We start from the raw sequence: 14,275 nt of genomic DNA, 5'->3' as shown, positions 1-14,275 counted from the left end.
GACCGGACGGACCGGTGTGGCTGGACAGCCGTATGCAAGGTTACTTACCTTCGCGGTCCATTCGGATGCAGGTCTGCAGTGTTTACGTCCCCAGAGTGTGCGGACGGTGTGCGAAGCTGCCGAACTGTTATGGCCGGGTTCGGACTGGGTGAAACACTGGGCAGGCTCCAGGAGAAGGTCTGAGCACGACTGGCAGTATCCGGGTAGGCCCGGGTGACGGCAGAGCACACAGAGGACAAACGGTCGACCCCTGCGGGAGGGACACAGTGGAGTCTGGCGCAGCGACGCGGGGCACTAAGACGCGCGCGAAAGGCGGACAGTCCCTGAGTAACCGGCGTAAACCGCGCAATGGAACGACCGAGGTGGACACGGCTTCGCTGGACCGGCTGCTGTCGGCCCTGGAGTCGATGCGTGACGGCAACTTCCGGAAGCGGCTCACGGTGTCCGGCGACGGCGTCATGTCGGAGATCGCGGCGGTTTTCAATGAGGTGGCCGACCGTAATCTCCATGTAACGGGTGAATTGTCGCGCGTGCGGCGCATGGTGGGGCGCGAGGGGAAGCTGACCGAGCGGCTGGAGGTGGGGGTCAGCGAGGGCTCGTGGGCCGCGGCGATCGAGGCCTCGAACGCGCTGGTCGACGATCTCGTACGTCCGGTCTCCGAAGTCGGGCGGGTGCTGAGTGCGGTCGCCGAGGGCGATCTGTCGCCCCGGATGGAGTTGCGGGCGCCGGCTGCGGACGGCAACGGGCATCCGCTGCGCGGGGAGTTCCTCAAGGTCGGGCGCACGGTCAACAATCTCGTCGACCAGTTGTCGACGTTCACCGACGAGGTCACGCGCGTGGCCAGTGAGGTCGGTACGGAGGGCAAGCTGGGCGGTCAGGCCCAGGTGCGCGGAATGTCCGGTTCGTGGCGGGATCTCACGGACTCGGTCAACACGATGGCGTACCGGCTGACGGCGCAGGTGCGGGACATCGCGCTGGTGACGACTGCGGTCGCCAAGGGTGATCTGTCCCGGAAGGTCACGGTTCACGTGGCCGGCGAGATGCTGGAGCTGAAGAACACCGTCAACACGATGGTGGATCAGCTGTCGTCCTTCTCCTCTGAGGTGACGCGAGTCGCGCGCGAGGTGGGTACGGAGGGTGAGCTCGGCGGGCAGGCACAGGTGCCGGGTGTGGACGGCGTGTGGAAAGACCTCACCGATTCGGTGAATCTTATGGCCGGCAACCTGACGGCTCAGGTGCGCGGGATCGCGCAGGTGACGACCGCGGTCGCCAATGGTGATCTGTCGCAGAAGGTGACGGTTTCGGCGCGCGGCGAGGTCGCCCAGCTCGCCGAGACGATCAACCAGATGACCGAGACGCTGCGGACGTTCGCGGACGAGGTCACCCGGGTCGCCAACGAGGTCGGTGGCGAGGGGCGGCTCGGCGGGCAGGCGAACGTGCCGGGTGCGGCGGGTACGTGGAAGGACCTGACGGACTCCGTCAACACGGTCTTCCGGAATCTCACCACCCAGGTGCGGGACATCGCCACTGTGACGACCGCTGTTGCCAGCGGTGATCTGTCGCAGAAGGTCAGCGTCGAGGTCGCCGGCGAGATGCTGGAGCTGAAGAACACCGTCAACGGGATGGTCGACCAGCTGTCCGCGTTCGGTGCCGAGGTCACACGGGTCGCGCGGGAGATCGGTGTCGAGGGCGAGCTGGGCGGCCAGGCCCAGGTGCCGGGTGCGGCGGGTACGTGGAAGGATCTGACGGACTCCGTCAACACGGCGTTCAGGAACCTCACCGGACAGGTGAGGAACATCGCCCAGGTGACGACCGCGGTGGCCAACGGCGACCTGTCGCAGAAGGTCACCGTCGATGTCTCCGGCGAGATGCTTCAGCTGAAGAACACCGTGAACACGATGGTGGACCAGCTGTCGAGCTTCGCCGACCAGGTGACGCGGATGGCCCGTGACGTGGGTACGGAGGGCCGCCTCGGCGGTCAGGCGCGCGTGGACGGAGTGTCCGGTACGTGGAAGGAACTCACCGACTCCGTCAACTTCATGGCCGGCAACCTGACCTCCCAAGTGCGCAACATCGCCCAGGTGACGACGGCCGTGGCCAACGGCGACCTGTCCCAGAAGATCGATGTCGACGCTCGCGGCGAGATCCTTGAGTTGAAGAACACGATCAACACCATGGTTGATCAACTCTCCGCCTTCGCCGACCAGGTGACCCGGGTCGCCCGGGACGTGGGTACGGAGGGTCGGCTCGGCGGGCAGGCGCAGGTGCCCGGGGTCGCCGGTGTGTGGCGCGACCTCACCGACTCGGTGAACGGCATGGCCGGCAACCTCACCGCCCAGGTGCGCAACATCGCCCAGGTGGCGACCGCGGTGGCGCGCGGTGATCTGTCCCAGAAGATCACTGTGGACGCGCGCGGCGAGATCCTGGAGCTCAAGAACACCCTGAACACGATGGTCGACCAGCTGTCGTCGTTCGCCCAGGAGGTCACGCGTGTGGCCCGTGAGGTGGGTACGGAGGGCATGCTCGGCGGCCAGGCCGAGGTGCAGGGTGTCTCCGGCACCTGGAAGGACCTCACGCAGTCCGTGAACTTCATGGCGAACAACCTGACCATCCAGGTGCGCAACATCGCCGAAGTGACGACCGCCGTCGCCAAGGGCGATCTGTCGAAGAAGATCACTGTTGACGCGAAGGGTGAGATCCTCGAACTCGTCACGACGGTCAACACCATGGTTGATCAACTGTCGTCGTTCGCCGAGCAGGTGACCCGGGTTGCCCGCGAGGTGGGCACGGAGGGCATTCTCGGCGGTCAGGCCCATGCGTCGGGTGTCACGGGCATCTGGAAGGACCTCACCGACAACGTCAACCTGATGGCCAACAACCTGACCGTGCAGGTGCGGAACATCTCCCAGGTCGCGGCAGCCGTTGCCAACGGTGACCTGACGCGAACGGTGACGATCGAAGCGCGCGGTGAGGTCGCGCAGCTCGCCGACACCTTCAACACGATGGTGAAGACGCTGAGTTCGTTCGCCGACCAGGTCACCAAGGTGGCCCGTGAGGTGGGTACGGACGGCATCCTGGGCGGGCAGGCGCGGGTGCCGGGTGTGGCTGGTACCTGGAAGGACCTCACCGAGTCGGTGAACGGGATGGCGTCCAACCTGACCGGTCAGGTGCGCAACATCGCGATGGTGACGACGGCCATCGCCAAGGGTGACTTGACGAAGAAGATCGACATTGACGCTCGCGGCGAGATCCTTGAGCTCAAGACGACGATCAACACCATGGTTGATCAGCTGTCGTCCTTCGCCGAGGAGGTCACCCGAGTCGCCCGAGAGGTGGGCACGGAGGGCCAACTCGGTGGCCAGGCGCGCGTGCGGGACGTCGACGGTACCTGGCGCGACCTCACCGAGTCGGTGAACGAGATGGCCGGGAACCTGACCCGGCAGGTGCGGGCCATCGCGCGCGTGGCGACCGCGGTGACCCGCGGTGACCTCAACCTGAAGATCGACGTGGACGCCGCCGGCGAGATCCAGGAGCTGCAGGACTACATCAACAAGATGATCGCCAACCTGCGCGACACCACGATCGCCAACAAGGAACAGGACTGGCTCAAGGGCAACCTCGCCCGTATCTCCGCCCTGATGCAGGGCCGCCGGGACCTCGACGACGTGGCCTCGCTGATCATGAGCGAGCTGACGCCGGTCGTCACCGCCCAGCACGGCGCGTTCTTCCTGGCGATGCAGACGGTCGACGGCAAGGACGCGGGAGGTGCCCCGGAGAACGCGTACGAACTGCGCATGCTCGGGTCGTACGGCTACTCCATGGGCTCCATGCCGAGTTCGTTCAGGCCCGGTGAGGCGTTGGTCGGGACCGCCGCCCAGGAGAAGCGCACGATCCTCGTGGAGAACGCGCCGAGCGGCTATCTGAAGATCTCCTCCGGGCTCGGCGAGGCGCCGCCCGCGCAGGTGATCGTGCTGCCGCTGCTGTTCGAGGGCAAGGTGCTCGGTGTCATCGAACTGGCGTCGTTCACGCCGTTCACGCAGATCCAGAAGGACTTCCTCAACCAGATCGCCGAGATGATCGCGACCAGCGTCAACACCATCTCCGTCAACACCAAGACGGAGGTGCTGCTGAAGCAGTCGCAGGAGTTGACCGAGCAGTTGAGGGAGCGCTCGGCCGAGCTGGAGAACCGGCAGAAGGCGCTTCAGTCGTCGAACGCGGAGCTGGAGGAGAAGGCCGAACTGCTGGCCCAGCAGAACCGCGACATCGAGGTCAAGAACACCGAGATCGAGGAGGCGCGGCAGGTCCTGGAGGAGCGCGCCGAGCAACTCGCCGTGTCGATGCGCTACAAGAGCGAGTTCCTCGCCAACATGTCGCACGAGCTGCGTACGCCGCTCAACTCGCTGCTGATCCTGGCCAAGCTGCTCGCCGACAACGCGGACACGAACCTCACCCCGAAGCAGGTCGAGTTCGCGGAGACGATCCACGGGGCGGGCTCGGACCTGCTCCAGCTGATCAACGACATCCTCGACCTGTCGAAGGTCGAGGCGGGCAAGATGGACGTCTCCCCGACGCGCATCGCGCTCGTGCAGCTCGTCGACTACGTGGAGGCCACCTTCCGTCCGCTGACCGCGGAGAAGCGCCTCGACTTCTCCGTACGGGTCTCGCCGGACCTGCCCGCCACGCTGCACACCGACGAACAGCGGCTGCTTCAGGTGCTGCGCAACCTGTTGTCCAACGCGGTGAAGTTCACCGACTCGGGAGCGGTGGAGCTAGTCATCCGGCCGGCCGGTGCGGAGGTTCCGGTGGCTATCCGTGAGCAGTTGCTGGAGGCGGGTTCGCTGCGTGACGCGGACGCCGACATGATCGCGTTCTCGGTGACCGACACCGGCATCGGGATCGCGGCCAGCAAGATGCGGGTGATCTTCGAGGCGTTCAAGCAGGCGGACGGCACGACCAGCCGCAAGTACGGCGGTACGGGTCTGGGGCTGTCCATCTCGCGAGAGATCGCGCGGTTGCTCGGCGGCGAGATCCACGCGCAGAGCGAGCCGGGCCGGGGCTCGACGTTCACGCTGTATTTGCCGCTGCACCCGAGTGAACTGCCCCCGCAGGGCTACGCGCAGCTGGCGCCTTCCCTGGAGGTCGGCGAGCTGCTGGCCTCCGAGGCGGAGCTCGCCGGGGCGGACATCGAGACACCGGCCGAGGTGAAGTCGTACCACGAGGCGCAGAACGGGCCCGCCGCGCTCTTCAGGCGGCGCCGCAGGGCCGTGTCGGTGGCTGATCTGAACGCTTCCTCCAGGGCGAACGGCCATTGGGCGGCAGGAGCGCAGGAGGCGGCCCAACAGCCGCGCCAGGGCATCCGGTTCGACGGCGAGAAGGTGCTGATCGTCGACGACGACATCCGCAACGTGTTCGCGCTGACGAGCGTCCTGGAGCAGCACGGGCTGTCGGTGCTGTACGCCGAGAACGGCCGGGAAGGCATCGAAGTCCTGGAACAGCACGACGATGTGACAGTCGTACTGATGGACATCATGATGCCCGAGATGGACGGATACGCGACGACCACGGCGATCCGTAGGATGCCGCAGTTCGCCGGGCTCCCGATCATCGCGCTGACGGCCAAGGCGATGAAGGGCGACCGGGAGAAGGCGATCGAGTCGGGGGCCTCCGACTACGTGACCAAGCCCGTCGACCCCGATCACCTGCTGACGGTGATGGAGCAGTGGATGCGAGAGCAGTGACGGTTGAGCTGGGAGTTTCCGTCGCGAGGACGGGAACCTCCGGTGTTCACACGGAGTTGCTGACTCAGTGTGGCGGAAGCCGTGTAGAAGTACGGGATTCGGGGAACCTTCTGGTCTCCCGCTACGTTTCTGCTACGTGCACAGTGACATCGCGGTGACAGGGTGTGGCGACAGGCAGGGTGCGGCTACCATGACCGGCACGAGGACGGGCGGCGTAAGGGAGCCGTCCCCTGGGGTGGCGCGCGGTGGTGCTGCCTCAAGTCCTGAGGACAGGGGAGGCCCCAAGCCGGGGCGAGGAGGGCGGGCCATGGTGCAGAAGGCCAAGATCCTCCTGGTCGATGACCGGCCGGAGAATCTGCTGGCGCTGGAGGCCATCCTCTCTGCGTTGGATCAGACACTGGTGCGGGCATCGTCCGGGGAGGAAGCGCTCAAGGCACTTCTGACGGACGACTTCGCGGTCATTCTGCTGGACGTGCAGATGCCGGGCATGGACGGCTTCGAGACGGCCGCGCACATCAAGCGGAGGGAGCGGACCCGGGACATCCCGATCATCTTCCTCACCGCGATCAACCACGGTCCGCACCACACCTTCCGGGGGTACGCGGCGGGTGCGGTGGACTACATCTCCAAGCCGTTCGACCCGTGGGTGCTGCGGGCGAAGGTCTCGGTATTCGTCGAGCTGTACATGAAGAACTGCCAACTCCGGGAGCAGGCAGCCCTGTTGCGGCTCCAGCTGGAGGGCGGTGGCGGCAGGGCGGCAGTCGGGACGTCCAAGGAGCCGGCGGGCCTGCTCGCCGAACTCTCCGCGCGGCTCGCGGCTGTCGAGGAACAGGCCGAGGCGCTGTCCAAACAGCTCGACGACGAGTCGGCGGACGCGGCGGCTGTAGCCACGGCCGCCCATCTCGAACGCAAACTGACCGGCCTGCGCCGGGCACTGGACGCGCTCGAGCCTGGCACCGGCAGCGGGGCACCTTCGGTGCCGTCGCAGAACTGAACCGCGCACCGGGCGTCACTCAACGCACAGAACTCACCCGCATATCGAACGTAGTTGCGCGTGAGCACGCGTCAGTTTCGTGCTCACGCAACGGCGACACGAACGGGTGAAGCAGTAGGCACACGTGTCCGCTGTCGCCTCCACCGGTAACCTCACACACATGGCCTCACGTCCTTCCGCAGCCAAGAAGCCGCCCGCGAAGAAGGCAGCCGCGCCCGCGAAGGCTCCGGCGAAGAAGGCCGCGGCGAAAAAAGCCCCCGCGAAGAAGGCGCCCGCCAGGAAGGCCGCGGCGAAGAAGGTCGCGCCCCCTCCGGCACCCAGTCCCACCGGGGGCATCTACCGCCTCGTGCGCGCCCTGTGGCTCGGCATCGCGCACGCCGTCGGTGCCGTGTTCCGCGGCATAGGACAGGGCGCGAAGAACCTCGACCCGGCACACCGGAAGGACGGCGTGGCACTGCTGTTGCTCGCCCTCGCGCTGATCGTCGCCGCGGGCACCTGGTCCAACCTGCGCGGCCCCGTCGGTGACCTCGTCGAGATGCTGGTCACCGGCGCGTTCGGCCGCCTCGACCTGCTCGTGCCGATACTGCTGGCGGTCATCGCCGTACGGTTCATCAGGCACCCCGAGAAGCCCGACGCCAACGGCCGGATCGTGATCGGGCTGTCCGCGCTCGTCATCGGTGTGCTCGGACAGGTCCACATCGCGTGCGGTGCCCCCGCGCGCAGCGACGGCATGCAGGCCATAAGGGACGCCGGCGGGCTCATCGGCTGGGGAGCGGCGACCCCGCTGACGTACACCATGGGCGAGGTCCTCGCCGTACCGCTGTTGGTGCTGCTAACCGTCTTCGGGCTGCTCGTCGTCACCGCGACGCCCGTCAACGCGATCCCGCAGCGGCTGCGGCAGCTCGGGATCCGGCTCGGCATTCTCCGCGACCCCGAGGAGGACGGGCTCTCCGAGGACGACGAGCGCTACGACGACCAGTGGCGCGAGTCGCTCCCCGCGCGCCCCCGCAGGCGCGGGTCCGCCCCCGAGGCGTACGACCCGGACGGCGCCGAGCAGGACGCGCTCTCCAAGCGCCGGAGCCGCCCCAGGCGCTCCGCGGTACGCCAGCCCGATCCTGGGCGGCCGATGGACGCCGTGGACGTCGCCGCGGCCGCCGCTGCCGCGCTCGACGGGGCCGTCCTGCACGGCATGCCGCCCTCGCCGATCGTCGCCGATCTCACCCAAGGTGTGACCGCGGCCGGCGACCGCGAGGAGACGACGCCGACGCGCACTCCTGTCCCGGGGGCACGCCCCAAGCAGGAGAAGCTCAAGGCGGAACCGGTCAAGGCCGCGGTCGCGGACCTCACGAAGGCGCCGCCGGAAGAGATGCGCGACCTCCCGCCGCGCGCCGAACAGCTCCAGCTCTCCGGGGACATCACCTACTCGCTGCCCTCGCTCGACCTCCTGGAGCGCGGTGGCCCCGGCAAGACCCGCAGCGCGGCGAACGACGCGGTGGTCGCTTCCCTCACGAACGTCTTCATGGAGTTCAAGGTCGACGCCGCGGTCACCGGCTTCACCCGCGGCCCGACGGTCACGCGGTACGAGGTCGAACTGGGCCCCGCGGTGAAGGTCGAGCGGATCACCGCCCTCACCAAGAACATCGCGTACGCCGTCGCCAGCCCCGACGTACGCATCATCAGCCCGATCCCCGGCAAGTCGGCGGTCGGCATCGAGATCCCCAACACCGACCGGGAGATGGTCAACCTGGGGGACGTGCTCCGGCTGGCCGACGCGGCCGAGGACGACCACCCGATGCTGGTCGCGCTCGGCAAGGACGTCGAGGGCGGCTATGTGATGGCCAACCTCGCGAAGATGCCCCACCTGCTCGTCGCAGGTGCGACCGGTTCGGGTAAATCGTCCTGTATCAACTGTCTGATCACGTCGGTCATGGTCCGGGCGACTCCTGAGGACGTCCGTATGGTCCTCGTCGACCCCAAGCGCGTCGAGTTGACCGCGTACGAGGGCATCCCGCACCTGATCACGCCCATCATCACCAACCCGAAGCGGGCCGCCGAGGCGCTCCAGTGGGTCGTACGCGAAATGGATCTGCGGTACGACGATCTGGCCGCGTTCGGATTCCGGCACATCGACGACTTCAACGAGGCCATCAGGAACGGCAAGGTCAAGCTGCCCGAGGGCAGTGAGCGCGAACTCCAGCCCTACCCGTATCTGCTGGTGATCGTCGACGAGTTGGCCGACCTGATGATGGTGGCCCCCAGGGACGTGGAGGACGCCATCGTGCGCATCACGCAGCTCGCGCGCGCGGCCGGCATCCACCTGGTCCTCGCCACGCAGCGGCCGTCCGTTGATGTGGTGACCGGGTTGATCAAGGCGAACGTGCCGTCGAGGCTCGCCTTCGCCACCTCCTCCTTGGCCGACTCGCGGGTCATCCTCGACCAGCCCGGCGCCGAGAAGCTGATCGGCAAGGGCGACGGGCTGTACCTGCCGATGGGCCAGAACAAGCCCACCCGTATGCAGGGCGCCTTCGTGACCGAGGACGAGGTCGCGGCCGTCGTCCAGCACTGCAAGGACCAGATGGCGCCCGTCTTCCGGGAAGACGTCACCGTGGGCACCAAGCAGAAGAAGGAGATCGACGAGGAGATCGGTGACGATCTCGAACTGCTGTGCGCGGCGGCCGAACTGGTCGTCAGCAGCCAGTTCGGGTCCACGTCGATGCTCCAGCGCAAGCTGCGGGTCGGTTTCGCCAAGGCGGGGCGGCTGATGGACCTCATGGAGACCCGGGGCATCGTCGGGCCGAGCGAGGGGTCCAAGGCGCGTGACGTTCTTGTGAAGGCTGACGGGCTGGACGAGATGCTCGCGGTGATTCGTGGGGAGACTGACGCGTAGGGAGCCGTCCGGCGTGTCGGCGTTCGTGTGTGCGGCAACCGGGTGGTCGAAAGTGACTAACTCGTAAGGGATCATTGAGCAACCGTTTCCCTTCCGCGTACGTCAAGTTGAGGGAGGCGACAGATCCTTGCGTCTCCATGACCTGACCATCAGCGTGTCCTGGCCATTCTGATGGCGTACAAAGTCCCTCCGCCCGGTTGCCCCACCCTTCCCGAACCCCCCTAAACTGAACCTCCAGCACAGGTGGCTAAACGCTCGAAAGGCGCCCCCGTGTCCATCGGCAACTCTCCACAAGACGAGCGTCCGTTCGAAGAAGACCGCGACGATCGCGAGGAAGCAGCCCGCCCTTCGATCGGTCGTGCCCTCCAGCAGGCGCGCATCGCGGCCGGGCTGACCGTCGACGACGTCAGTTCCGCCACCCGGGTCCGAATCGCCATCGTGCACGCGATCGAACAGGACGACTTCGCCCCCTGCGGTGGAGACGTCTACGCGCGCGGGCACATCCGGACCCTCGCCCGTGCCGTCCACCTCGACCCCGAGCCGCTGCTCGCGCAGTTCGCCGACGCCCACGGCGGGCGTCCGGCGCCGACCCCGGCCGCGCCCATGTTCGAGGCGGAACGCATCCGCCCCGAGCGGCGCGGACCGAACTGGACGGCGGCGATGGTCGCCGCGATCGTCGCCGTGATCGGCTTCGTCGGCTTCACGCTGGTCAAGGGCGGCGACGGTGACGAGGGCGCGCGGGCACAGGTGGCCGAGGGCTCCACGCCCACGGCCAGCAAGCCGGCCTCGCCCACGCCCAAGAAGGACAAGCCCACCGACCCGAAGCCGGACCCGTCGGACAGCGCGATCGCGGCGGCGCCGCGCGACAAGGTGACCGTCCAGGTGAGCGCCGCGAACGGGCGCAGCTGGATCTCCGCCAAGGACCACAACGGCCGACAGCTCTTCGACGGCCTGCTCAAGCAGGGGCAGTCCCAGACCTTCCAGGACAACGAGGAGATCAACCTCGTCCTGGGCGACGCGGGCGCCATCCAGCTGTACGTGAACGGCAAGAAGATCGAGGACGAGTTCCAGCCTGGGGCCGTGGAACGGCTCACGTACACGAAGGGCGACCCCGAGGTCGGCTGAGCGGTACCGCGGTTTTTGGGTTCTTGGGGACGGGGCCGGCCAAGATCGGCTGGCCCCGTCGACGTGGGGTGTCAGTGGGACGAAGTAGTCTTGAGCCCATGCCTGAACGCCGTACCGTCGCACTCGTCACCCTTGGCTGCGCCCGTAACGAGGTGGACTCGGAGGAGCTCGCAGGCCGCTTGGAGGCGGACGGCTGGCAACTCGTGGAGGACGCCGAGGACGCGGACGTCGCTGTCGTCAACACCTGTGGCTTCGTCGAGGCCGCCAAGAAGGACTCCGTCGACGCCCTCCTGGAGGCCAACGACCTCAAGGGGCACGGCAGAACCCAGGCCGTCGTGGCGGTGGGCTGCATGGCCGAGCGGTACGGCAAGGAACTCGCCGAGGCGCTGCCCGAGGCGGACGGCGTGCTCGGCTTCGACGACTACGCCGACATCTCCGACCGCCTCCGGACCATCCTGAACGGCGGCATCCACGCCTCGCACACCCCGCGCGACCGGCGCAAGCTGCTGCCGATCAGCCCGGCGGAGCGACAGAACGCGGGTGCGGGGGTCGCTCTTCCGGGGCACGGTGCCGCCACGGACACTGACGCCGAGGCGGCCGTCGGGTCGGTGGAACCCGTCGAGGCGCCTGCCGACCTTCCCGAAGGCATCGCTCCGGTCTCCGGCCCCCGTGCGCCGCTGCGGCGGCGGCTGGACGGCGCGCCGGTCGCCTCGGTGAAGCTGGCCTCCGGCTGCGACCGGCGCTGCACCTTCTGCGCCATCCCGTCCTTCCGTGGCTCCTTCATCTCGCGCCGCCCGAGCGACGTACTGAACGAGACCAGGTGGCTCGCCGAGCAGGGCGTCAAGGAGGTCATGCTGGTCTCCGAGAACAACACCTCGTACGGCAAGGACCTGGGCGACATCCGGCTGCTGGAGTCGCTGCTGCCCGAGCTCGCGGACGTCGACGGCATCGAGCGCGTGCGCGTGAGCTACCTTCAGCCGGCCGAGATGCGCCCGGGACTCATCGACGTGCTGACTTCGACCCCGAAGGTCGCCCCCTACTTCGACCTCTCCTTCCAGCACTCCGCGCCCGACGTGCTGCGCGCGATGCGGCGCTTCGGTGACACCGACCGCTTCCTGGAACTGCTCGACACCATCCGGAGCAAGGCGCCCCAGGCCGGCGTGCGGTCCAACTTCATCGTGGGCTTCCCTGGTGAGACCGAGGCCGACCTGGCGGAGCTGGAGCGGTTCCTGACCCACGCGCGCCTGGACGCCATCGGTGTCTTCGGGTACTCCGACGAGGACGGCACGGAAGCGGCGACGTACGAGAACAAGCTGGACGAGGACGTCGTCGCGGCGCGGCTCGCCCGGGTCTCCCGGCTCGCCGAGGAGCTGGTCTCGCAGCGCGCGGAGGAGCGTGTCGGCGAGACGGTGCACGTCCTGGTCGAGTCGTTGGGCGGCGAGGAGGGCGCGTACGGCCGTGGCGCGCACCAGGCACCGGAGACGGACGGCCAGGTGCTGTTCACCAACTTCGAGGACTTCGCGGGCGGCGAGGGTCTGAGCGTCGGCCGTATGGTCGAGGCGAAAGTGGTCGGTACGGAAGGTGTCGACCTGGTGGCCGAGCTGCTCCCGGGCTCGCTCGCGTGTTCGGCGTCAGAGGAGGCGGCCAGATGACCGGAGTCCCGGCATCCGCAGCGGGCGGCTCCTCCAGCGCGCGGAACGCCAAGAGCGTGCCGGGTGCGGTGGGTGTGCCGGGCGCGATGGGTGCCACCGGGGCGGTCGACTCCTCGGCAGCCCCTGGCTCCTCCGGCTCCGCTGCGGAATCCGGCATCTCCGGGGCCCATGTCGACTCTCTGGATTCTGGTGATCAGGGGGGTGCGAAGGCGGTGCGTGGCGGGAAGTTGGGGGCCGCGGCCGTCAATCAGGCCAGCCTCTGGAACATCGCGAACATTCTTACGATGATCCGCCTGCTGCTTGTGCCGGGTTTCGTGGCCCTGATGCTGGCGGACGGCGGATACGACCCGGCGTGGCGGTCGCTCGCCTGGGCAGCTTTCGCCGTCGCCATGATCACCGACATCTTCGACGGCCACCTCGCGCGTACGTACGACCTCGTCACCGACTTCGGGAAGATCGCCGATCCCATCGCCGACAAGGCGATCATGGGGGCGGCGCTGATCTGCCTCTCCGCGCTCGGCGATCTGCCGTGGTGGGTGACCGGTGTGATCCTCGGGCGTGAGCTCGGGATCACCCTGTTGCGCTTCGTCGTGATCCGCTACGGCGTGATCCCCGCGAGCCGTGGCGGCAAGCTGAAGACGCTTACGCAGGGCGTGGCCGTCGGGATGTACGTGTTGGCGCTGACGGGTCCGCTGGCGACCCTGAGGTTCTGGGTGATGGCCGCTGCGGTCGTACTGACCGTGGTGACCGGGTTCGACTATGTAAGACAGGCCATTGTGCTGCGCAACCAGGGAATCGCCGAGCGCGAGGCCGCGTCGGTGGAGGCGGAACGGTGAGTTCCACGGCCGTCGACGTGGTGAGACTACTGACAGTGAGGGGTGAGACGCTCGCTGTTGCGGAGTCCCTCACGGGCGGTCTGGTTGCGGCGGAGATCACATCGGTGCCCGGAGCCTCCAAAGCGTTCCGGGGTGCGGTGACGGCCTACGCGACCGAACTGAAGCATCAGGTGCTTGGCGTCGACGCCACTCTGCTGGCCACCCGAGGAGCGGTGGATCCGCAGGTCGCGGCCCAGATGGCGGCCGGAGCCCGCAGGATTCTCGGCGCCGACTGGGGCATCGCGACGACCGGTGTCGCCGGCCCGGAACCGCAGGACGGACAGCCTGTCGGGACGGTTTTCGTGGCCGTGGACGGCCCTTTCGGAGCGGACTCCGGCGCCGAAGGTGGCGGAAAAGTGGCGGCCCTGCGGTTGAACGGCTCCCGGGCGGAAATTCGTATGGAGAGTGTACGGAGCGTACTCGCACTCCTCCTGGAGGAGATCGCGGGCGAACAGACCGGGAACGAGCGGGCACAGGATACGGAACAGAACGGGGGGACCTGATGTTTGCAGCCCTGAGTGAACACGACATCGCTCCCCGCACGGCCGCGGCGCAAGGCGGTACGGTGGGGCGTGAAGGATGCGGCTACACGGTCCGAGGAGGGAGCCACCGATGATTCTGCTCCGTCGCCTGCTGGGTGACGTGCTGCGTCGGCAGCGCCAGCGCCAGGGCCGTACTCTGCGCGAAGTCTCCTCGTCCGCCCGAGTCTCACTCGGCTATCTCTCCGAGGTGGAGCGGGGGCAGAAGGAGGCATCCTCCGAGCTGCTGTCCGCGATCTGCGACGCGCTGGACGTACGGATGTCCGAGCTCATGCGGGAAGTGAGCGATGACCTCGCCCTCGCCGAGCTGGCCCAGTCTGCTGCGGCCAACGAACCTGTACCCACGCCGGTGCGTCCGAGGCTGGGTTCCGTATCGGTGGCCGGTGTGCCACCGGAACGGGTGACCATCAAGGCGCCCGCCGAGGCGGTGGATGTCGTCGCCGCCTGAGGGTGCACGAGTAGTGA

Annotated in this window: 8 protein-coding genes; all 8 read left to right on the top strand. The window is 67.8% G+C overall.

Features of this window, described 5'->3' with window-relative positions:
- Positions 1-266: 266 nt before the first annotated feature.
- The 8 genes from OG734_RS11655 to OG734_RS11620 all read left to right on the top strand — a co-directional run bounded on the left by OG734_RS11655 (position 267) and on the right by OG734_RS11620 (position 14,258).
- On the top strand, positions 267-5,738 hold the full coding sequence (locus OG734_RS11655; protein ID WP_330287427.1) for a HAMP domain-containing protein: 5,472 nt from the start codon (positions 267-269) through the stop codon (positions 5,736-5,738).
- A gap of 307 nt (positions 5,739-6,045) precedes the next feature.
- Positions 6,046-6,732 (top strand): response regulator, encoded by a 687-nt coding sequence (locus OG734_RS11650; protein ID WP_330287426.1) that lies wholly within the window; start codon positions 6,046-6,048, stop codon positions 6,730-6,732.
- A gap of 160 nt (positions 6,733-6,892) precedes the next feature.
- The gene (locus OG734_RS11645; protein WP_330287425.1) at positions 6,893-9,619 is read left to right on the top strand and encodes a DNA translocase FtsK; all 2,727 of its coding nucleotides are present in this window, start codon (positions 6,893-6,895) and stop codon (positions 9,617-9,619) included.
- Positions 9,620-9,889: 270 nt separating this feature from the next.
- Positions 9,890-10,744 (top strand): helix-turn-helix domain-containing protein, encoded by an 855-nt coding sequence (locus OG734_RS11640; protein WP_330287424.1) that lies wholly within the window; start codon positions 9,890-9,892, stop codon positions 10,742-10,744.
- Positions 10,745-10,842: 98 nt separating this feature from the next.
- Positions 10,843-12,396: a 30S ribosomal protein S12 methylthiotransferase RimO gene (rimO, locus tag OG734_RS11635; protein WP_330287423.1), complete on the top strand. Its 1,554-nt coding sequence runs from the start codon at positions 10,843-10,845 to the stop codon at positions 12,394-12,396.
- Complete coding sequence (gene pgsA / locus OG734_RS11630) at positions 12,393-13,232, top strand: CDP-diacylglycerol--glycerol-3-phosphate 3-phosphatidyltransferase (protein ID WP_330287422.1); 840 nt, start codon at positions 12,393-12,395, stop codon at positions 13,230-13,232. The genes rimO and pgsA overlap by 4 nt, the downstream gene beginning before the upstream one ends.
- Entirely contained in the window at positions 13,229-13,774 is a 546-nt protein-coding gene (locus tag OG734_RS11625) for a CinA family protein (protein WP_330287421.1), read from the top strand. The genes pgsA and OG734_RS11625 overlap by 4 nt, the downstream gene beginning before the upstream one ends.
- Positions 13,775-13,883: 109 nt before the next feature.
- Positions 13,884-14,258 carry a helix-turn-helix domain-containing protein gene (locus OG734_RS11620; RefSeq protein WP_164318274.1) on the top strand — a complete coding sequence of 125 codons (375 nt, stop codon included), beginning with the start codon at positions 13,884-13,886 and terminating at the stop codon, positions 14,256-14,258.
- The last annotated feature ends 17 nt before the right edge of the window (positions 14,259-14,275 follow it).

Origin of the sequence: Streptomyces sp. NBC_00576, from assembly GCF_036345175.1 — a bacterium.
Classification (GTDB): Bacteria; Actinomycetota; Actinomycetes; order Streptomycetales; family Streptomycetaceae; genus Streptomyces.
Note: the sequence above shows the minus strand (reverse complement) of the source record. Positions and strands in the feature narration are given on the sequence as shown.

Excerpts from the sequence above, each read along its gene's own strand:
- OG734_RS11650 (WP_330287426.1), top strand. The coding sequence starts at position 6,046 with ATGGTGCAGAAGGCCAAGATCCTCCTGGTCGATGACCGGCCGGAGAAT.
- OG734_RS11645 (WP_330287425.1), top strand. The coding sequence starts at position 6,893 with ATGGCCTCACGTCCTTCCGCAGCCAAGAAGCCGCCCGCGAAGAAGGCA.
- rimO (WP_330287423.1), top strand. The coding sequence starts at position 10,843 with ATGCCTGAACGCCGTACCGTCGCACTCGTCACCCTTGGCTGCGCCCGT.
- pgsA (WP_330287422.1), top strand. The coding sequence starts at position 12,393 with ATGACCGGAGTCCCGGCATCCGCAGCGGGCGGCTCCTCCAGCGCGCGG.
- OG734_RS11620 (WP_164318274.1), top strand. The coding sequence starts at position 13,884 with ATGATTCTGCTCCGTCGCCTGCTGGGTGACGTGCTGCGTCGGCAGCGC.